Genomic DNA, 20342 nt, shown 5'->3' with positions numbered 1-20342 from the left:
GATTACCTACTTTCGTTTTTTATGCTACAAAGCTAATTAAACCTATGCAAAATATTCTCGTTATCGGTGCCGGAAAATCTACCGGAATACTGGTCTCTTATCTACAGGAAAAATCTGTTGAACATCAATTCACCATCACCGTAGGAGATGTTAGACTTGAACAAGCAGAACAAATTATTGGAAATCACGAACAAAGTAACGCCATATCCTTAGATATTTTAGACAAAAATGATTTGACTCAATATGTAGATCAGGCAACTGTGGTTATATCAATGCTTCCGGCGCGGTTTCATATTCATGTTGCCAGGGTTTGCCTAAAACTCAAAAAGCATATGGTTACCGCTTCTTATGTAAGTGAAGAAATGCAGGCGTTAGATCATATGGTTAAAGAATCTGGGTTGGTCTTTATGAATGAGATAGGAGTAGATCCCGGGATTGATCATATGAGTGCTATGCAGGTCATTGATCGAATAAGAGCAGAAGGAGGAAAAATGATCTTGTTTGAATCCTTTACCGGCGGTTTGGTAGCACCACAAAGTGATAACAACCTGTGGAATTATAAATTCACCTGGAATCCCCGCAATGTAGTTGTTGCCGGGCAAGGGGGTGTAGCAAAGTTTATTCAAGAAGGGAAATATAAATATATTCCTTATCAACGTCTCTTTAGAAGAACAGAATTTTTAAATGTTCCCGATTATGGAACCTTTGAAGCTTACGCTAATCGCAATTCCTTAAAATACCGGGATATTTATGGAATTCAAGATGTCTTAACCCTATATAGGGGTACAATGCGACGCGTAGGATTTAGCAAAGCCTGGAATGTATTCGTGCAGCTGGGAATGACAGATGACAGCTACATTTTAGAGGATTCTTCTACCATGTCTTATCGTGATTTTATGAATAGTTTTTTACCGTATCATCCCACAGATTCGGTTGAATTAAAACTTAGACACAATCTTAAAATCGATCAGGATGACGTGATTTGGTTAAAGTTGAAGGAATTGGATTTATTCAACGCCACAAAAAAAATTGGTATAGTTGACGCCACTCCGGCACAAGCCTTACAAAAAATCCTGACCGAAAAATGGTCCTTGGATAAGGATGATAAAGATATGATTGTGATGTATCATAAATTTGGCTACGAACTTGACGGTAAAAAACATCAAATAGATAGTACGATGGTGGTTCAAGGAGAGAATCAGGTAAAAACAGCGATGGCAAAGACTGTAGGCTTACCCGTAGCTATGGCGGCTGTGAGAATTCTGACCGGAGAGATTTCTACTCCCGGGGTTCATCTACCTATCAAGGAAGAAATTTATACTCCAATTCTTAAGGAACTAACTCAATATGGAATTGAGTTTACTGAAACTAAGGTCCCGTATTTAGGTTATAATATGGAAGATGTAACACCATAACATCATGCTAATATCACTTTTTTGTAGTTTTACTTTGAATTTATAAGCTGCTATAGGTATGAAAATAGTCAATCAAAAAGTGACCATTGATGGAATCGATAAAAAGATTTTACGCATGCTGATGGAAGATGCCCGTAAACCCATTCTTGAGATCGCGCGCAAAGTAGGGATTAGCGGAGCAGCAATTCATCAACGATTAAGAAAACTGGAAAAGTCCAAACTGATCGCAGGATCAAAAATAACGATTAATCCCAAGGTATTAGGCTACTCAACCGTTGCGTTTATAGGTGTTTTTTTGGACAAGGCAGTAAGCAACCCTGCAGCGGTAAGGCAATTAAAAGATATTCCCGAAGTTATTGAATGCCACTACACCACGGGAAACTGGTCTATTTTTATTAAGATCTTATGTAAAGACAATGAGCACTTGATGGAGGTGCTTAATAAGGATATCCAAGCCATTCCCGGTGTATCAAGAACAGAAACATTTATTTCCTTAGATCAACAGATAGAACGCCAGCTAAAGATTTAGAAGAAGATCATTTCGACAGACCCTGGCAGACAACTGAATATGCTTCAATTCAAACTAAATGTCATCCTGAGCCTGTTGAAGGATAACCTAAGAAACGAACATTATTTGCAGTTCACAAGCTGTCATCGACAGGCTCTGACTGACAATTAGGTCAAACTCAATTTGTCTAAATTTCATCCTGCACACTTTGGCAATGCTCAGTACAGGGTTATTTAAAGATATTCTAAGAAACACTAGTTATTATATAGATGGACTTTAGTTTCAAAGCCGTCATCGACATGCTCTGACTGTACGTTAGGTGTGGGAAAATTAAAACTCAAGGGCATCTTGAATCGATCAAAATGTCCGCTGATATTCCCAGATCGGTAGCTGAGCCTGCCGTAGCTAGTCTCTGCCTAAGTAAACACTTACAAAATAGAGTAAGGTGGCCAACGATCCAATCGCGGCCACTACGTAGGTGCGCGCAGCCCATTTCAAAGCATCTTTGGATCCTTTCAACTCCTGTTGAGTAACGATATTATTGTCTTCCAGCCAAGCTAATGCCCTGTTTGAAGCGTCATATTCAACCGGTAAGGTGATAAAACTAAACAGCGTTCCTGCGCCAAAGAGAATAATACCAATAAGCAATATGGTATTTCCAAAGCTAGAAGTAACAGATAACACTAATCCCGCCATAATGACCCATTGCGAAAATTTTGAGGCGATGCTCACCACAGGAACTAATTTAGAACGCATGCCTAACCACGCGTAGGCATCTGCATGTTGGACAGCGTGACCAACCTCATGTGCAGCAACAGCAGCTGCGGCCGCATTACGCTGATTATATACTCCTTCACTTAAGTTTACCGTCTTTTTAGCTGGATTATAATGATCTGTAAGCATCCCGGGAGTAGAGATTACCTTTACATTACTAATCCCATGATCATTCAACATTTGCTGTGCTATCTCTGCACCGCTCATCCCATTTTGCAGGTGTACTTTAGAATATTGCTTAAACTTGCTTTTAAGCTTGTTGCTCACATACATGCTCACTAAGAAAATAACTCCCGCAATTACATAATAGCCCATCATAGTAGTTCGAATTTAAGATGATTAAAAGTACTCATTCTTTAGCAAATATTTGACCAAAATCTATTTTGGCAGTTTTTAAATTATAAAGTTAGCAGTTTTGCTTCATGCCTTGAGATAACGATCAGAAACCTAATTTAATTTAATTCAATTCGACTTCGATTTCATAGCGTCATTAGGTTGCATCCACGTATATCGCTTTGATCAAAACGACCATGGACTTCAAAGGATTCATCAGGATAAGATTTACCTAAGTCTTGTGTAGCAATAAAAGAGCAAGAATAGAGATTAGCTAAATCGATCACATTAATTCCACCAGTTTTTCCCAGAGGTTGGTAAGAAAAGGGATCTTCGGGATCACGAATTAGAATTTTCATGGTTTCGCTTGCGCGGAAGATGCCATCACCCGTAGAGTAGGCTTGAGAGAGTAATTCTGTCATGCCGTATTCACTATGAATTTCTTCAACCCCGAAGCCTTTTTTTAAGTGATCGTGAAGCTCTGCCCTTATGAGCTCTTTTCTTCGGCCTTTCATTCCGCCGGTTTCCATGATAGTAGTATGCTTCAGGTTGAGCGAATATTCTTCGGCTATATCCAACAAGGCAAAAGATACCCCTATGAGCAAGGTGGAGCGTTTGTTTTTTTCCGCTTGACGGATACGTTTAACCAATTCCTCTTTTTGATCGAGAAAGAAGCCACTTTGTTCGTCATTACTTTGCATAATAAGATCATTCACCATATGAATAAGCGATGAGCCGGTTCGCTCCAGGTAGGAAGGAAGCAAGGCCAGGATCGTATATTGATCCGGATCGCCGTAAAACTGTTTAAATGCATGTACATAAGATTGTTCGTATAATCGAATATCTGTTATATAATGTTTACTGGGGATCATTGTGGTTGTACCACTACTTGTAAAAATATGAGAGGCATTTTGACCCGTAGAAACATGATGTGTTTTAAAAAACTCAATCGGCAGAAATGGAATTTCATGCAGATGACCAACTGCATCTGGTTTGGTATTGATGAGTTGACAATACCTACGATACACCTGATTTAGTTTGTACTGAAATTGAAATACACGTAAGGCTAGTTCTTCAAAGCCTTGCGCGGTATGAGGTTGAAAGATTTCCTGAATCAATTTCATGGGGTAAAGGTACAATCTTTAACACATTAAAAAAGGCCATCCTCATGGACAGCCTTTTACTATTTTATACCAAAAAATGTTTATTTCACTACAAGCTTTTGAGTAGAAGAAACTCCGTTTTGAGAGACCTTTACCATGTAAATACCCGAAGAAAGATTAGATACATTAATCTGACCTGAAGTGAGGGTTCTGCGAACCACTTCTTTTCCTAATAGGTCATAAATTTGTACAGTTAACGCAGTATTTTCTTTAGCTTCAACAGTTATTGATCCATCCAGTGCGGGATTTGGATAAAGGCTAAATGAACCACTGTTAACGTCAATGATAGACAGGGTAAAACTATTGTCCTCGCCGGGAGTACCCAGGTCACCATCTCCAAAAGAAGTTGTTGCCTCGCCCCAGTTAACTCCAAGATCATTATCTGTGCTGTTATATGCAGAGGCAGCTAACTCCATACTAGCACCACTAGGATCAGGAAAGGTTGCTCCATCATCCCAAACGACCTGATCAATAATACCACCTTGGCATTCTAAAATCACACCATCTGTACCATTACCCAAAGAAATATCGTTCGCATAATCATAATCAAGGGTAACTCCGCCATTGGGTGTTGCGCCGTTACCAATGACTACATATCCTTGAGCAGGTATAATTAAGCTTGACGCAATCGTGTGGGTTTCGCCTGTAGACACATCGTCTTTTAAGACAAATCCTTCTAAATCAATTGAAGCGTCAGTAGTGTTGTAAAGCTCTACATATTCACCGGCCGGATCAGCATTGATACTTGGATTTTGCATAATTTCAGTAAAGATCACACTGCCTTCGGCAACGCAATCAGCAGCGATACAGGTAGGGCTATTTATTGTGATTGAAAAATCACATGTAGCACTTGAGACGGTTAGGACTACATCTGTACCTTCTTCAACACCTGAGATTATAAATGTTCCATCTGCTGTTGTATTTGCATCATCACCACCAAGTGCTCCTGCTGAAACAGTTATGGTATACGCTTCGGTAGCTCCGCCACTAAAATCAATAGTCGTAGTATAAGAATCTACTCCGTTTGTAACAGCATCACATGTAGCCACAATGTTACTTGTTTGTAATGGACAAGTAGCTCCACATACATCATTGATTCCGCCGGGAGTTCCTAAATCCCCATCTCCGTAGGTACTAGTCGACTCACACCAATTAGATCCATCATCATTAGATGTTGCGTCAAGAATATCAGGATTTAAACTTGCACTGGCCCCAGAAGCATCAGGAAAAGTCGCTCCATTATCCCAAATAATTTGATCGATCACAACTGCATTAGGGGCAGTCAAAAGTAATTCATCCGTTCCATTTCCAAGAGTAATGTCACTACCATACGCATAATCTATAGTAACACCTCCATTGACGTTGGTATCAGTGTTTATACCTAGAACGGCATAAGCACCGGCAGGAACAATAATATTAGTAGCTATGGTATGAGAATCTGAACCTAAGTCTGAAATAATCCAATTAATTAAATCAATGTCGGTATCTGTCGTGTTATATACTTCAAAGTACTCGCCCACATCGTCACCTACTGCTGCGGGATTTTGCATAAATTCTGTAATAACAATATCACCAGCACTTTGAGCCAATGCTGAAAGAGTAAAAATAATCCCTAAAAGGGTCATGTAAATTTGTTTCATTATGTTGTATTTAAATTGAATTGCAAATATACTTTTTACCTGCTTTTATGAAAAGAAGAGGGCTTTAATTCTACGTTAAGCCTAAGCATAAAACTGGGATGCAACCTTTTCTAATTTCTTTGATCTTTAAAATAAAATGGACTTCGAAATGTTTGCCGAAGAGTTCAATTGGTTTGATTTATCCCCAGGTTGGTGGTGGACAAGAATAGCCTTAAAGTTTGGGCATTAAATTATATTACTATGAAAATATTAAAAAATATATTGTTTTTTTTGCTTTGTCTGGTTTTGACAGGATGCCCAGATGATGATCCCGATTTTTTCGTTGACTTAAAAAATGAAACAAATGATATTATTTTTTATCACTCCAGAGGATATCAAGATCAAACTGAGATAGGAATGAATAATATCTTGGATTGGGATCCAAGAACAAATGAAAATTTTTCTATCATGCAAAATGATTATGTAACTAAGGAATATGATCTAGAAAATACCACCATTGTGGTCTATAGCTTCATGTTCTATGCATCCTCTACCTTAGAAGAAAACGATTGGGAAACCATACGTGATGAAGGCTTGTACGAAGCACGTTTTGATTTAACCTACGAGGAGTTGGAAGCCATGGACTTTGAGATCGTGTTTACCGGGGAGTAAAGTCCCCCCTCTCCGGCGGGAGAGGGGGCTAGAGGGTGGGGAATCTATTTTTCCATTTCCTTTTCAGGCGTCTTATCAGGATTGTTTTTCTTTAGGGTTAAGCCATAATGATCTGCATAGGCTTTAGTAAAGGCTGCGCCAAAAAACAAAATCAGCGAACTGTAGGATACCCAGAGTAAAATTAATACTACAGTTCCCGCTGCACCGTAGGCAGAACCGGGCTCCAGCTTGCTAAAATATAATGCCAATAAATACTTTCCTAAGGCAAAAAGTGCAGAAGAAATAAATGCGCCTTTCCAGACCATGTGCCAGGTCACCTTGGTATCTGGCAAGTATTTAAACATGAGTGCAAATAATACGGTAATAAATCCAAGCGAAATAATGACATCGAGAAGATAGGCTATGACGAGCATGGTATCCGGAAAAAAGAATTCCAGATATTCAGTAAACGTACTTAGCAATGCTGTGAGTACAAAACTAATGAGCAATAAAAATCCTATGGTAAGGATAAAGGCAAAACTCCGCGCCCGATCAATGATGATGTTTTTGATCTTGCCTTTGTCTTCTTCGGTGACCAACCATACCTGATTAAGGGAGATTTGCATTTGGTAGAAGACTCCGGTAGCCCCAAAAATCAGCATAGCAATACCCACGATCGTAGAGACGGTGGATTTATCTTCAATCAACGATTCTGTGACCATGTCCTGAATAAACTCAGCTGTATCCAACCCAAGCACTGAGGCGATTTCATTGGTGAGGCGTCCCTGAACGATTTCTGTACCATAAAAAACACCCACCAGATTAATCAGGAGGACCAATAGGGGCGGAAGCGATAGAATGGAATAATACGCGATCACCGCACTGGATCGCCAGGGATCACCTCCTAACCAAACGGAGTATGTTTTTTTAGTAAGCGTTGGGATATCCTTAATTCTAAAATCGCGATGCATGACCGCAATATTAGCAGATCGTGCTATATATCAGTGTCAAGGAGGCGTTAAAATAATAACCCCTTCAATGTTTTACGTTGAAGGGGTTGCGTTGGCTAATTTATTTTACTTATTTGTTTTAGTCTTCTTCGCTAAATCTGGTCCATCCGTTTGCCCAATCGGGTACATCAGCTGCGTTGCCAGCACCTATATTATCTCCTAGCGTATAGAAAGATAGATTATTTCCTGTATAATCTGTAGCTTGAAATCCATCTGCAGTTTCATCAAACTGTACGTTATTGATTACTAAGTCTCCATTTTCTATACGATTAGCCGCAGGAATATCGGTATCTTTTACTTTGACTCCTAAATCTATTGCATTAGTATATAAATTGGTGATTGTAAATTCTCCACCTCCTTCTTTGTAAAATAGGGCACCTTCATTAACTGGACCAACAATACTGATATTACTTAATGTGGCGTTTGTAATTGGGGTAATATCTCCATTATCACCATTGTTTGATCCTTCAATCCCTGCTTGTGCACCGCCTGTGATGTACCAAAACTCGCCACTACCATTCCATCCATCTGCAAAGTCGATAGAATCATCTCCACTGTTAGTAGAAACTAAATAGTCTCCGCTTACGGTTCCGCCGAAGAATTCAATACCATCATCTGCACCATTGTATGATTGAATATATTCAAACACAGTTCCTGATCCTACACCAAATAAGGATACCCCATTAAATTCTTTAGAGCCATTAAATGATGCTCCGGTATATTCTACACGTAAGTAACGAATTGAACCTGAGTTATCATCACTTATATCACCCCCATAGGTAAGATCTGCTACTTCGCTAGTTGCTGTGGTTCCTACGTTAGTTGGTGCTTTACCACAAACAACTAACCCACCCCAATCTGCAGGTGCCGGGGATGCTTTACCTGAAGTCATTATTACAGGGTTATCTTGAGTACCATTGATAAAAATTTGTCCACCTTGGGCAACTGCTATGTATGAGCTTGTACCACCTGTGGCATTGATATTTGTTCCTGCAGGTATGGTAAGAGATGCTCCATCAAGTACAACCAACGATCCTACAAGTGAGTAATTTATTGCAGCGTCTAAGGTAACATCTGTTGTAATTTCACCGCTTAATTCTTCGGTAGTATTACTATTGTCTAGACCTATAGTCCAACCCGCAGCCCAATCTGGAGCAGCGGCACCATTACCTGCACCTGTAGTAGGGCCTTCAGTTATAAAAGACTGATTAGCTCCTGTATAGTCGGTGAACTCAAATTCGTCCTCTACGTCACTAAACTGAACATTAGTCATGACTAAATCACCGTTTTCGATTCGTAAAGCCGCAGGAGTATCTTCATCTTTTACTTTTACAGCCAAATCAACGTTAGATATAAATACGTTATTAAAAGTAAAGCTACCCCCACCTTCTTTGTAAAATAATGCCCCCTCATTCACAGGGCCTACAATTGTTATATTGCTTAGGTTGGTAGATGTAACAGGAGTGATGTCTCCATTATCACCGTTATTTGATCCCTCAATCCCTGCTTGTGCACCGCCTGTGATGTACCAAAATTCTCCGTTACCATTCCATCCATCTGCAAAGTCGATGGAATCGTCACCACTATTGGTAGAAACTAAATAATTACCATTAACCGTTCCTCCAAAAAATTCGATACCATCATCAGCACCATTATACGATTGTACGTACTCAAAAACAGTTTCTGACCCAACACCAAACAAAGAAACGCCGTTAAACTCTTTTGATCCGTTAAACGATGCGCCTGTATATTCTACACGTAAATAACGCACTGAACCAGAATTGTCATTAGCAACATCACCACCATAAGCAAGATCACCCACTTCACTAGTGGCAGTAGATCCTACGTTTGTTGGAGCCTTACCGCAAATTACAAGACCACCCCAATCGGCCGGTGCAGGACTATCCTTACCAGATGTCATGATTACAGGATTAGCAGCGGTACCTTGTACAAAGATTTGTCCTCCTTGAGCAACAGCAATGTAAGAACTCGTTCCGCCGGTAGCTCTAATGAGTGTTCCCGCAGGGATAGTGAGAGAGGCGCCATCTTCAATGACCAATGCGTCACTAAGATTATAGGTTATGCTCGCATTTAAGGTGAGATCTTCGGTAATGATTCCTGATAGATCATCCTCTGCGGTAACAACAGTTCCCGCATCATCATCCTCTGTTATACAAGAGGTCGTAAAAGATATTATCATCACTAGAAAGAATATCTTTTTTGATAGGTTTTTCATTTTTTTCTTTTTTAGTTTTTAGTTCCTACAAATGGAAAAAAAATCCATGTGAAACAAAAAGGAAGTATTTTATGTTTTTGTGACCCTAATGTTAAATATCTCTCTTTAGATGTTAACTAAAAGTTGTAGGTCAAGCTCAAACCTAAATCAACCCCTCTTTTAAAGGACAGAACAGTAACCTGTGGAAACTCTAATTCTCTTTCTACCGTAGGATTAAGCAAGTTTTTAGCGTTAAACGCTAATGTAAAGTTTTGGTTAAGATTGGACTTTACGGTAAAGTCTAACGTATGTACACCTTTATCGACTAAGTTTCCTCTTCCTTCTGTTCCTAATGAAAATACACGGTCAGAAAAGAAGTTGTAAGATAAGGTAGCTTGTATATCTGTTCTTTCTGAGAACTGATTAAAGAAGCTTACATCTGCATTTACTAACCAAGTTGAAGCGCCCGTAATTTCACTTTCATCATCTGAAAAGTCAACACTTAATGGAAAACCACCTGCCGTAGTTTCACTGTTAACCTTCTCTGCATCTAAATCTTGATTAGAATGAAGGTAGGAAGCATTAAAGCCAGTAGTAAGTGTTTTCTTAAGGGTATTATCTGCTACTTCTCGTTCTTTGCTGAAGATGCTTTTTCTTACCTCTAGTTCACCTCCTAATACGATAGCCTGATCACCAGAATTTACCCAGGTTATATCATTTGTTGCCGAGTTTACAGTGATTTGGTTAATTGGATCCTGTATTAGTTTACCATAACCCGTAACCGAAATCAATTCTTCAGAAGAAGGAAATAACTCCCATTTGAGGTCAAGGTTATAATCGGTTGAGGGACGTAAACTTGGATTACCAAAGGTAGTTACTACAACATCTTCATATTGAAACAGTGCTCTTTCCTTAAATTGTGGAAGCGTATAGGTCTTACTTGCAGCTAATCTCAAATTTTGTTTTTCTGTTAAGGCATATCGACTAGATAGTGTCGGTAAAAACTCTAGACGATTAAAGCTGGAAGGACCACCATTAGTTTGAAGTGCAGTTGACCACTCAATACGCTGCTCAATTTGCTCTAATCGTAACGCAGCGATAGCAGATAATTTTTCGCTAAATTGATACTCTACTCCTGCAAAACCGGCAATTATGGATTGTTGACCATCATAAGTTTGTGGATCAAGTGCATTTTGATCTTCTACACCACCTCTAAAGGTTCTTAATCTATATAGTGAATTAAAATTTTCCTGATTAAAATAAGCGTCTAAATTATAGATATCATCTATAATGGGTTGATCGATCACGGAGTTATCTTGATTTCTCTGGATGATTTGATAATTTACCTGAGTGGCTTCAAAATCTGTTCTTTTGTATCTTCCGTTAAACCCTGCTCTAATTTTGCCATTAAACTCTTCTTCTTCATTTTTGTCAAAAGAATAAGCTGCTTCAATATTTCCTGCAAATTCTTCTTCTAACAGATCATGAAAATAACGATGATTATCAGATTGGTTTAAGGTACGGTCAAAGGATTTAGGTCCTTCGGGTATATCCCAATCATCTGGCGTAAGAATAATTTGTCTTCTATCTGGAATACTATTGCGTACAAAATTGTGTGATCCTGCCCAGTCAATCTGTAAACGTTCTGTAGCTTTATGCTCTCCTAATAACTGATTTACCACCAATTCAGTACGTTCAAATTCTGATCGCTGTACAAATGCACCACCTTCGGGCGCATAATCAAATGCATCTACCACACCAAAGAATTCTCTTTGGTTTTGGCTGGTAGAGTTAATGTAAAGGGTATTGAATTGAAATTTATTTTTTTCTTTTTTTAGTCCAAAATTCCCCATCAAGGTCGTATTGGTATTATACTGAAAAGTTTGATAGTCAAAATCTCTACGGTTAATACCACCAAGGGTAACATTACCTCGTGCAACACCTTCTCTAAATCCGTAATCATTATCAAAAGCCCCTACGGCAAAAAAATTAATTTTTGCATTATCTGTTATAGAGAAAGAATCACCACCTTTGATAGAGAAAGAATTATTTATAGGTGTTGGGGCTTCATTTCTATCCCAGCTTGTTTCAAAATTATTTTCAACAAGAATGTTATTCGGAATATCAATATTGTAGAAACCAGAGAAGTCCGGTCCATCTTGAAGATAAAATTGAGAAACACCAGTTGCTTCGCTATTAATACCAGATCCTACACTTAACGAGATAAATCCTTTCCCTGTATAGTCTTTTGATACGATATCAATGTTTGCTCCGGCAAAGTCGCCATAATTTGAATATACATATGTTTTATCAATACCTATAGACTGAACGATATCTGTAGAAAAAATATCTAAAGAAATGTTTTTGTTATTAGGATTGTTAGAGGGTAGAGGTAATCCATTAAGTGTGGTTGCATTATAACGATCTCCTAAACCGCGGACATATATATCACCGCCGCCTTCTTGTTTTGAGATTCCGGTAGTCTTGGTGACAGCTCCAGACACATCACTTACACCTTTTCTGGCTAATTCTTGTGCACCAATAGATTGTTTAATTTCAACTGCTTTCTTTTGTTCTAATAATAAAGCAGATTCTTTTTCCCTGCTTGTTTCAACTTTAATTAAGACCTCTTCTAATGCCGCGGCACTCGCGCCTAGCCCCGTGTTAATCGTGGTGAATTTATTTGCTTCGACCGTAACATTGGGGATTTCTACTGTTTCATACCCAACAAAACTTACTTCTAAGGTATACGTACCTACAGGGACATTAGTAATTTCAAAATTCCCGTCAAAGTCAGAGGTAGTTCCTTTATTAGTTCCTTTTACAATGACATTCGCAAAAGGTAAGGGCTCATTGTTATTTTCCTTATCTGTAAGTGAACCCACTATGGTACCGGTTTCTTGGGCAATACTTACCAATGAAATAAACAACAAACCGATTGTAAAAAATATTCTCATTATATGTATTCTAATTTTTGGCAAAGAAACGTAACAAGGGATCATTATAAGTTAAGGGATGTTTAAGGATAAAGTGCGCGAATGTTACCTCAATGTTATCAAATGGGTAAGCTTGCTTAACATGGTATAGGTGTACTATCTTTACGATTATCTTGCTTGGCGATTTGACTAACTAACTTAGATCCATGAAAAAAGAAGACATTAAAATTTTACTGGTAGATGATGAGCCAGATATCCTGGAAATTGTGGGATATAATCTTTCCAGTGAAGGTTATATGGTGTTTACAGCCGAAAATGGCGAACAAGCTGTAAAAAAAGCACGTAAAAAATTACCTCATCTTATCATCATGGATGTGATGATGCCAGAAATGGATGGTATTGAAGCCTGCGAAGAAATAAGAAAAATACCAGACCTAAAAGACACCATCATTACCTTTCTTACTGCACGCGGTGAAGATTATTCGCAGGTGGCAGGCTTTGATGCGGGAGCAGATGATTATATCACAAAGCCCATCAAACCTAAAGTATTAGTGAGTAAAGTGAAAGCGCTTTTGCGACGTCTAAAAACCTCTGCTGAAGATGGAAACATTACTAAGATAGGAGACTTGGTCATTAATAGAGACGAGTATAAAATTTTAAAAGGAAAAGAAGAGCTTATTCTACCAAGAAAAGAATTTGAATTATTATCTTTATTAGCTTCAAAACCAGGCAAAGTGTTTAAGCGTGAAGATATCCTCAATCGTGTTTGGGGAAATGAAGTTGTCGTTGGGGGTCGTACGATTGATGTCCACATTAGAAAATTAAGAGAAAAAATAGGAGAAAAACGCTTTAAAACAGTCAAGGGAGTCGGGTATAAGTTTGTAATTTAATGGCTTCAGATTTTAAGCGTTCCTATAAGTTCGCCTTTATAACTTCTTTTACCACTAGTTTTTTCTTTACGATACTGGCAGGTGTTTTCTTTTACGTTCAGTTGGACCGATTCCCATGGATTGCTTTTTTAGTGCTATTCCTTTTAAGTTTATTGTTTTCTTTCGTCGTTATTCAACAACGCATAGAGCATTTTATTTATAAACGTATCAAAGAGATTTATGATAATGTGTCATTACTTGACGCGACTAAATTAAAACCCAGTCAGGTGTCTACCGATATGACTACGTTAACCAGAGAGGTAGAGAAATTTGCCGCAGATAAAAAAGTAGAGATCGAAAAACTGGAGGTAAGAGAAGCCTACCGCAAAGAACTCCTAGGAAATATAGCGCATGAATTAAAAACTCCGCTCTTTACTGTACAGGGTTATATTCTTACGTTACTTGACGGAGCACATAAGGATAAGGCCATTAGGAAAAAATACCTGCAACGGGCTAGCAAAGGAGTCGATCGCTTAATCTATATCGTAAAGGATCTTGATATGATTACGAAACTAGAAACCAGTGATCTCACGGTTTATCAGGAGGTTTTCAATATTGTAGAACTCATTAACAGTGTCTTTGATTTATACGAAATGAAAGCCTCCCGAAAAAACATTACGTTGATGTTTGATCGAAACTACGATAAACCCATTTTGGTCTATGCAGATGAAGAGAAAGTACAACAGGTTCTTTCTAATCTAGTGGTAAATTCAATTAAGTACGGAAAAAAAGATGGTACAACAGAAGTAAGTATAGAGGACCTTACCCAAGACAAAGTGATTATTCGCGTGACTGATAATGGCGAAGGAATAGCAAATGTCAATATCCCACGATTATTTGAACGTTTTTACAGAGTGGATAAGAGTGGATCCCGAAGAGAAGGAGGATCAGGATTAGGCTTGGCCATCGTCAAACACATTGTTGAAGCTCATAATGAAAAAATCTATGTAGAAAGTGTTTTAGGAGTAGGAAGTGAGTTTTCATTTACCCTTGAAAAGGACAAAGAGGCTATCCCAACTAACGCGCCTGTTGTATCGACTTAGTCCCTGGTACAAATCAACGTTAGCCAATCGCTCTAGTGTAAATTCATCTTGTTTACAATAAGGTAGTATACCCTTCTTTTTTAGACGTTTGGCCAGATATTCCTGCTCGTATTGACCCGGGGTCGGAATCAATAAAGCCTTTTTGTCCAATTTAGCCAGATCCATGAGTGTCGTGTAGCCAGATCTACAAATTAGTATATCGCTCTGATTCATCATTTGCTCCACTTGCCTGCTTGTTAAAAAATTATACACTGTAATATGATTTAGATGCTCCACCTTCTGTTCAGGTTCAAAAACTCCCTTAACAAAGAGGACCTTCTTTTTTTTATACTCTTTTAATTGATTGAAAAGAATAGCTTCAAGAATATTCCGTTGAGGTTCCGGGCCACTAAGAAGTACCATAATATCGTATACAGGATCTAAAGCTCTTTTTGAAAGCCGGCTCAATACACCTAAGTACCTCACTTTGTTTTTAGGTTTTTTCAAATGACCTAATTTTCCGCTTAAGGTAGGTTTATCCGCTACATCGGGCACCCAACACTCATCAAATTGTGCGATATAATGCTGATGTATAGAAGTACTCAAAAATGATGTATTTCCAGATAATACGTTTAACTGATGAGTCATAATGACTGATGGAACGACATTAGATCTCACTCCAAGCCGATTGTCTGCAATGATGCCACTAAGACCTTCTTTTTGATGAATTTCATCTATCCTACTCCTTTCACGTTTGATGGCAGTAAGCAATTTAGGACTGTCCCAAAGCATTTTAGCTTTAAACAACACTGGATTCTTAGGATAGGAAATATTATATGAAGGCAACTCATAGGTTTTGAGTTGGGGAAATTCCTTTTGCAGCAATAAAAGTGCCTGTCCGTCGCTTGCCAGGATAGGCGCAAATCCTTTTGTTAATAGTGCATGAATAATAGGAACACACCGCGTTGCATGACCTAATCCCCAATTTAACGGAGCAACTAGAATCTTGGCTTTCGTCATATCTCAAAGATAATAGGTTTGTCACTGTTGTTTTTCCTAATTTTGTGTCATTTAAATTTTGAAATAACCCGTGGGCAGTAAAAACAAACTTAAGCGATTTAAAGAAAACGAAGGTTTCGATAATGTTATTCAACCAACACGAGAAGAAATTACAGCTAAAAATTTTCCCTTGCGGGGGAAGTGGAACAGCGAGTATTTTAAAAATGACGCTCCAATAGTCGTAGAGTTAGGGTGTGGTAAGGGCGAATACACCGTTGGATTAGCTGAAAAGCATCCCGAAAAAAACTTTATTGGGATCGACATAAAAGGAGCCCGATTTTGGAGAGGTGCAAAAACTGCTACTGAAGCTCATCTATCGAACGTCGCGTTTATACGAACGCAAATCGAACTGATTGATCAAATTTTTGAAAAAGGCGAAGTGTCAGAACTCTGGATCACGTTCCCAGATCCTCAAATAAAATATAAACGCACAAAACATCGTTTGACTAACGATGCATTCTTGAGAAAATACGATCATATTTTAACCTCTACAGGAATCATACACTTAAAAACAGACAGTGAATTTATGCATGGTTATACGTTGGGATTACTTCATGGTCAAGGTCATGAGGTGCAGTATGCAAACCATGACGTTTATCGCAGTGATGGTGTGCCAGATGATGTAATTGACATACAGACCTTTTATGAGAATCAGTATTTAAAAGAAAATAAAGCGATTACGTATATTAGATTCAAACTTAATTTTTAAATGGACATCACGATCCTATTCTTTGCTGGATTTTTAGCTTCATTTTTGGCCACATCTCCACCGGGCCTGCTCAATATGAACGCCGCTAAGATCAGTATAAAAGAAGGTAGTGTACGTGCAATTCTATTTTCGTTAGGAGTGTGCTTCACCGTGGTTTTTCAAACGTATTTGGCAGTAATTTTTGCACGCTATTTGAATAATCATCCTGATGTTATTGAGATCTTAAAGCGAATAGGCTTTGTGATATTTTTACTTATTTCGATCTATTTTCTATTTATTGCAGGCACAAGTGGTGAGATTAAAGTAAAACCAACATTGAGAAGTAAAAGAAGCCATTTTTTTAATGGGACGATGTTGGCCGCATTAAACTTTCTACCAATCCCGTTTCACGCATATATTTCGATTACACTAGCGGTATATGGGTATTTAAATTTTGACCAAATCGGTATTGTATCTTATGTCTCAGGTGGCACGATGGGTACCTTTGCCATGCTTTATATTTATGTATTCTTTTTTAACAGGCTCAATATAAAGCGATCTGCATTGTCTGGAAATATGAATGTTATTATTGGTGGGGTAACATTAATCGTAGCAATTTTTACTTTGGTAAAACTCATCACGGGATAATGGCAGATCAGGATAATTTTTTTGAACGAGTATATGAAGTAGTTCGTCAAATCCCTGTGGGAAGAGTCACGTCCTATGGATCAATAGGAAAATTTTTAGGAGCTGCAAGAAGCGCCAGGATGGTCGGATGGGCTATGAATAGTGCCGTAAATTTTGAGGATATTCCTGCACATCGTGTGGTTAATCGCAATGGCATCCTTACCGGGAAACATCATTTTAAAGGTACTAACTTGATGCAACAATTATTAGAAAGTGAAAGCGTTGTAGTACATAATGATCAGGTGCAGGATTTTGATAATGTATTTTGGGATCCTATGAAAGAATTACAGCGTGATTCCTAGACCAACAAACCCAGGGGATATATTTATTGATCCCACCGCAAGGTTTTAATAGCCTGCATTAAGATGACATCGGTTGATATGTACGTTACTCCGGCATCAAACGATGAATAGAAATTTCTGCATAAAACTTTATACATTATACCAGTCTGCAGCCCTAATACAGTTATTAGCAAAATCAATCTTGATATTTTAAGAGTCGGGAGTTTAGACGTATCTTTGTATAAAGAATTTTTCCCGTCAAGCGGAATAAAATAACCGTAGTGAATATAACAAAAGAAGAGGTATTTAAGGCGCTTTCAACGATTACAGTAGCAGGTGAAGGAAAGAACATGGTGGAGGCTAAATCTGTCAAAAATGTTGTGATCTTTGGTGACGAGGTCGAAGTAGATTTAGTGCTTTCAACGCCGGCGATGCACATTAAAAAAAGAGCCGAAGTAGATGTGATGAAAGCGATTCATGAGCAGGTCTATGAAAAAGCAAAAGTTAAAGTCAATATTAAGATAGAAGCGGCCGCAAAAGAAAATCTTAATTTAATTAAGGGAAAACCAATTCCAGGGATTAAAAATATCGTCGCCGTAGCGAGTGGTAAGGGAGGCGTTGGTAAATCTACCGTTACTGCTAATCTGGCTATTTCAATGGCTAAAATGGGCTTTAAAGTAGGAGTTTTAGACGCAGACATTTATGGACCGTCTATTCCGATTATGTTTGATGTATCGACTGAGCGTCCATTGGCAGTTAACGTAGAAGGCAAGTCAAAAATGAAACCTGTTGAAAATTACGGGGTTAAGGTTTTGTCTATAGGATTTTTCACACAACCTGATCAGGCTGTGATCTGGAGAGGTCCAATGGCGGCTAAAGCATTAAACCAGATGATCTTTGATGCCGCCTGGGGAGAACTGGATTTTTTACTATTGGATCTACCACCTGGAACCGGCGATATTCATTTGTCGATCATGCAATCATTACCAATTACAGGTGCAGTGATAGTGAGCACACCTCAAAATGTCGCCCTTGCTGATGCTAAAAAAGGGGTAGCAATGTTTAAACAAGAATCAATTCAGGTACCGGTACTTGGGATTGTAGAAAACATGGCATATTTTACCCCTAAAGAATTGCCTCAACATAAATATTATATTTTTGGAGAAAAAGGTGCTGCCTACTTAGCAGAAGATCTGGGCGTTTCTTTATTAGGTGAAATTCCATTAGTTCAAAGTATACGGGAAGCAGGAGATATTGGCAGACCGGCAGCATTACAAGAAGATACTCCCACACAAATTGCGTTTGAAGAGTTGACCAAAAATGTCATTCAAGAAACGGTAAAGCGAAATGATGCACTGCCTCCTACCGAAGCGATAAAAATAACTACCATGGCAGGATGTGCTGCTGTAACGTCAAAATAATATGAAAACTGCAGAACTTAAAGAAAAAGTAGAAGCTGCCCTACAGGAAATCAGACCATTTCTTCAAAATGATGGCGGTGATATTACCTTGCTGGGTATAGAGGACGGTCGCTTGGTAAAAGTACAATTAGAAGGAACCTGTGTGGATTGTAGCGTCAATCAAATGACCCTAAAATCAGGCGTTGAGATGACCATCAAAAAACACGCACCCCAAATTGAGCAGGTAATTAATGTAGAGGCGTAAGAATGATTAAAACAGATATTCTCATCATAGGCGCTGGTCCTACAGGACTTTTTGCTGTTTTTGAAGCAGGATTATTAAAATTAAAATGCCATCTAATTGATGCCTTGCCCCAGCCGGGAGGTCAATGCGCAGAAATCTATCCTAAAAAACCCATTTACGATATTCCAGGTTTTCCTGAAGTTCTTGCAGGTGATCTTGTTGATAATCTCCTGGAACAAATTAAACCTTTTGACCCGGGTTTTACCTTAGGAGAAAGAGCTCAGGATATAGAAAAGCAAGATGATGGTTCATTTATCGTAACCACAAATAAACGTACTAAACATCATGCTCCTATAATAGCTATCGCCGGGGGATTAGGTTCTTTTGAACCCAGAAAACCCATGATTGATAATCTCAAAGCGTTTGAGGATAAAGGAGTAGAATATATCATTAGAGATCCCGAAGTTTACCGAAACAAAAAAGTAGTTATTGCCGGAGGTGGCGACAGCGCGTTAGATTGGAGTATTTTCTTATCAGATGTCGCAAATGAGGTAACATTGGTGCACCGTAGGAATGAATTTAGGGGAGCTTTGGATTCTGTAGAAAAAGTGCAGGAGCTTAAAAATTTAGGAAAGATTAATCTAATTACTCCGGCAGAAGTCATTGAAGTACAAGGAGAAGATAAGCTTACAGGAGTTACCATTAAGCGTGGCGAAGAAAAGATCAATTTATCTGTAGATCATTTTATTCCGTTATTTGGGCTTTCGCCGAAACTGGGCCCTATTGCAGACTGGGGCTTAGAAATTGAAAAGAATGCTATAAAGGTAGATAACACGCTGGATTATCAAACCAATATACCGGGGATTTATGCCATAGGTGACGTAAATACCTATCCCGGAAAATTAAAATTAATTCTTTGTGGCTTTCACGAAGCTACCTTGATGTGCCAAAGTGCCTACCAAAGGATTTTTCCAGATAAGCGCTACGTGATGAAATATACTACCGTTAGTGGTATAGATGGATTTGATGGTAGTCGCAAAGAAGCCGAAAAAGCTGTTGTAAAGGCGATTCAGTAATGAGTGATATCAAACTTGAAATTATAGATCGTGAGGGACAAAATCATAACGTATCCGCTCCTACCGATATGGCGATGAATCTTATGGAAGTGATTCGATCCTATGAATTGGCAGAAGAAGGAACTATTGGTATTTGTGGTGGAATGGCAATGTGTGCCTCATGTCAATGTTATATACTCTCAGATCATTCACTGCCTGAAAAATCAGACGATGAGGAAGCTATGCTTTCTGAAGCATTTTTTGTTGAAGAAAATAGCAGGTTAGGCTGCCAGCTTCAAATAAATCAAGAGCTGGAAGGGCTTAAAGTACAAATAGCTCCGGAAGAGTAGTTG

Annotated in this window: 19 protein-coding genes; 12 read left to right on the top strand and 7 right to left on the bottom strand. The window is 38.5% G+C overall.

Annotated elements, in window-relative coordinates; genetic code table 11:
• Window positions 1–44 precede the first annotated feature (44 nt).
• Together ABD000_RS08390 and ABD000_RS08385 are read left to right on the top strand one after the other, a co-directional pair.
• Window positions 45–1415, top strand: a complete 1371-nt coding sequence (locus ABD000_RS08390) for a saccharopine dehydrogenase family protein (protein ID WP_343765935.1) — start codon at window positions 45–47, stop codon at window positions 1413–1415.
• A 58-nt stretch (window positions 1416–1473) separates the two neighbouring features.
• Window positions 1474–1944 (top strand): Lrp/AsnC family transcriptional regulator, encoded by a 471-nt coding sequence (locus ABD000_RS08385; protein ID WP_343765934.1) that lies wholly within the window; start codon window positions 1474–1476, stop codon window positions 1942–1944.
• Window positions 1945–2328: 384 nt separating this feature from the next.
• On the opposite strand, the gene ABD000_RS08380 is transcribed toward ABD000_RS08385, so the two are convergent.
• The 3 genes from ABD000_RS08380 to ABD000_RS08370 all read right to left on the bottom strand — a co-directional run bounded on the left by ABD000_RS08380 (window position 2329) and on the right by ABD000_RS08370 (window position 5833).
• Complete coding sequence (locus ABD000_RS08380; protein ID WP_343765931.1) at window positions 2329–3015, bottom strand: zinc metallopeptidase; 687 nt, start codon at window positions 3013–3015, stop codon at window positions 2329–2331.
• A gap of 161 nt (window positions 3016–3176) precedes the next feature.
• Window positions 3177–4154 carry a LuxE/PaaK family acyltransferase gene (locus ABD000_RS08375; protein ID WP_343765929.1) on the bottom strand — a complete coding sequence of 326 codons (978 nt, stop codon included), beginning with the start codon at window positions 4152–4154 and terminating at the stop codon, window positions 3177–3179.
• Window positions 4155–4234: 80 nt separating this feature from the next.
• The gene (locus ABD000_RS08370) at window positions 4235–5833 is read right to left on the bottom strand and encodes a lamin tail domain-containing protein (RefSeq protein WP_343765927.1); all 1599 of its coding nucleotides are present in this window, start codon (window positions 5831–5833) and stop codon (window positions 4235–4237) included.
• Window positions 5834–6073: 240 nt separating this feature from the next.
• Between ABD000_RS08370 and ABD000_RS08365 the strand changes: the two genes are divergently transcribed.
• Entirely contained in the window at window positions 6074–6484 is a 411-nt protein-coding gene (locus ABD000_RS08365; RefSeq protein WP_343765924.1) for a hypothetical protein, read from the top strand.
• Between the two features lie 44 nt (window positions 6485–6528).
• On the opposite strand, the gene ABD000_RS08360 is transcribed toward ABD000_RS08365, so the two are convergent.
• The 3 genes from ABD000_RS08360 to ABD000_RS08350 form a co-directional block, all read right to left on the bottom strand.
• Complete coding sequence (locus ABD000_RS08360) at window positions 6529–7434, bottom strand: YihY/virulence factor BrkB family protein (RefSeq protein WP_343765921.1); 906 nt, start codon at window positions 7432–7434, stop codon at window positions 6529–6531.
• Between the two features lie 118 nt (window positions 7435–7552).
• The gene (locus ABD000_RS08355; RefSeq protein WP_343765919.1) at window positions 7553–9709 is read right to left on the bottom strand and encodes a hypothetical protein; all 2157 of its coding nucleotides are present in this window, start codon (window positions 9707–9709) and stop codon (window positions 7553–7555) included.
• A gap of 116 nt (window positions 9710–9825) precedes the next feature.
• Entirely contained in the window at window positions 9826–12645 is a 2820-nt protein-coding gene (locus ABD000_RS08350) for a TonB-dependent receptor (RefSeq protein WP_343765916.1), read from the bottom strand.
• Between the two features lie 185 nt (window positions 12646–12830).
• Between ABD000_RS08350 and ABD000_RS08345 the strand changes: the two genes are divergently transcribed.
• Window positions 12831–13514 carry a response regulator transcription factor gene (locus ABD000_RS08345; RefSeq protein WP_343765914.1) on the top strand — a complete coding sequence of 228 codons (684 nt, stop codon included), beginning with the start codon at window positions 12831–12833 and terminating at the stop codon, window positions 13512–13514.
• On the top strand, window positions 13514–14596 hold the full coding sequence (locus tag ABD000_RS08340; RefSeq protein WP_343765912.1) for a sensor histidine kinase: 1083 nt from the start codon (window positions 13514–13516) through the stop codon (window positions 14594–14596). Before ABD000_RS08345 ends, ABD000_RS08340 begins: the two co-directional genes overlap by 1 nt.
• Here the strand turns inward: ABD000_RS08340 and ABD000_RS08335 are convergent.
• On the bottom strand, window positions 14534–15595 hold the full coding sequence (locus ABD000_RS08335) for a glycosyltransferase (RefSeq protein ID WP_343765909.1): 1062 nt from the start codon (window positions 15593–15595) through the stop codon (window positions 14534–14536). The genes ABD000_RS08340 and ABD000_RS08335 overlap by 63 nt on opposite strands.
• Window positions 15596–15665: 70 nt before the next feature.
• Here ABD000_RS08335 and trmB point away from each other — a divergent pair, with 70 nt between their 5' ends.
• From trmB to ABD000_RS08300, 7 genes are all read left to right on the top strand, one after another.
• Window positions 15666–16343 carry a tRNA (guanosine(46)-N7)-methyltransferase TrmB gene (gene trmB, locus ABD000_RS08330; RefSeq protein WP_343765906.1) on the top strand — a complete coding sequence of 226 codons (678 nt, stop codon included), beginning with the start codon at window positions 15666–15668 and terminating at the stop codon, window positions 16341–16343.
• Window positions 16344–16970 carry a lysine transporter LysE gene (locus ABD000_RS08325; protein WP_343765903.1) on the top strand — a complete coding sequence of 209 codons (627 nt, stop codon included), beginning with the start codon at window positions 16344–16346 and terminating at the stop codon, window positions 16968–16970.
• Window positions 16970–17311 carry an MGMT family protein gene (locus tag ABD000_RS08320; protein WP_343765901.1) on the top strand — a complete coding sequence of 114 codons (342 nt, stop codon included), beginning with the start codon at window positions 16970–16972 and terminating at the stop codon, window positions 17309–17311. The genes ABD000_RS08325 and ABD000_RS08320 overlap by 1 nt, the downstream gene beginning before the upstream one ends.
• Before the next feature lie 260 nt (window positions 17312–17571).
• On the top strand, window positions 17572–18711 hold the full coding sequence (locus ABD000_RS08315) for an Mrp/NBP35 family ATP-binding protein (protein ID WP_343765898.1): 1140 nt from the start codon (window positions 17572–17574) through the stop codon (window positions 18709–18711).
• Between the two features lies 1 nt (window position 18712).
• Window positions 18713–18955: a NifU family protein gene (locus tag ABD000_RS08310; protein WP_343765895.1), complete on the top strand. Its 243-nt coding sequence runs from the start codon at window positions 18713–18715 to the stop codon at window positions 18953–18955.
• A 2-nt stretch (window positions 18956–18957) separates the two neighbouring features.
• Window positions 18958–20010 carry an NAD(P)/FAD-dependent oxidoreductase gene (locus ABD000_RS08305; protein ID WP_343765892.1) on the top strand — a complete coding sequence of 351 codons (1053 nt, stop codon included), beginning with the start codon at window positions 18958–18960 and terminating at the stop codon, window positions 20008–20010.
• Window positions 20010–20339: a 2Fe-2S iron-sulfur cluster-binding family protein gene (locus tag ABD000_RS08300; protein ID WP_343765890.1), complete on the top strand. Its 330-nt coding sequence runs from the start codon at window positions 20010–20012 to the stop codon at window positions 20337–20339. Before ABD000_RS08305 ends, ABD000_RS08300 begins: the two co-directional genes overlap by 1 nt.
• Window positions 20340–20342: the final 3 nt, after the last annotated feature.

The sequence above is a fragment of the Gangjinia marincola genome, from assembly GCF_039523415.1.
In the GTDB taxonomy this organism is placed as follows: domain Bacteria; phylum Bacteroidota; class Bacteroidia; order Flavobacteriales; family Flavobacteriaceae; genus Gangjinia; species Gangjinia marincola.
The sequence above is the reverse complement of the archived record's forward strand: the minus strand, read 5'-3'. Positions and strand labels throughout refer to the sequence as shown.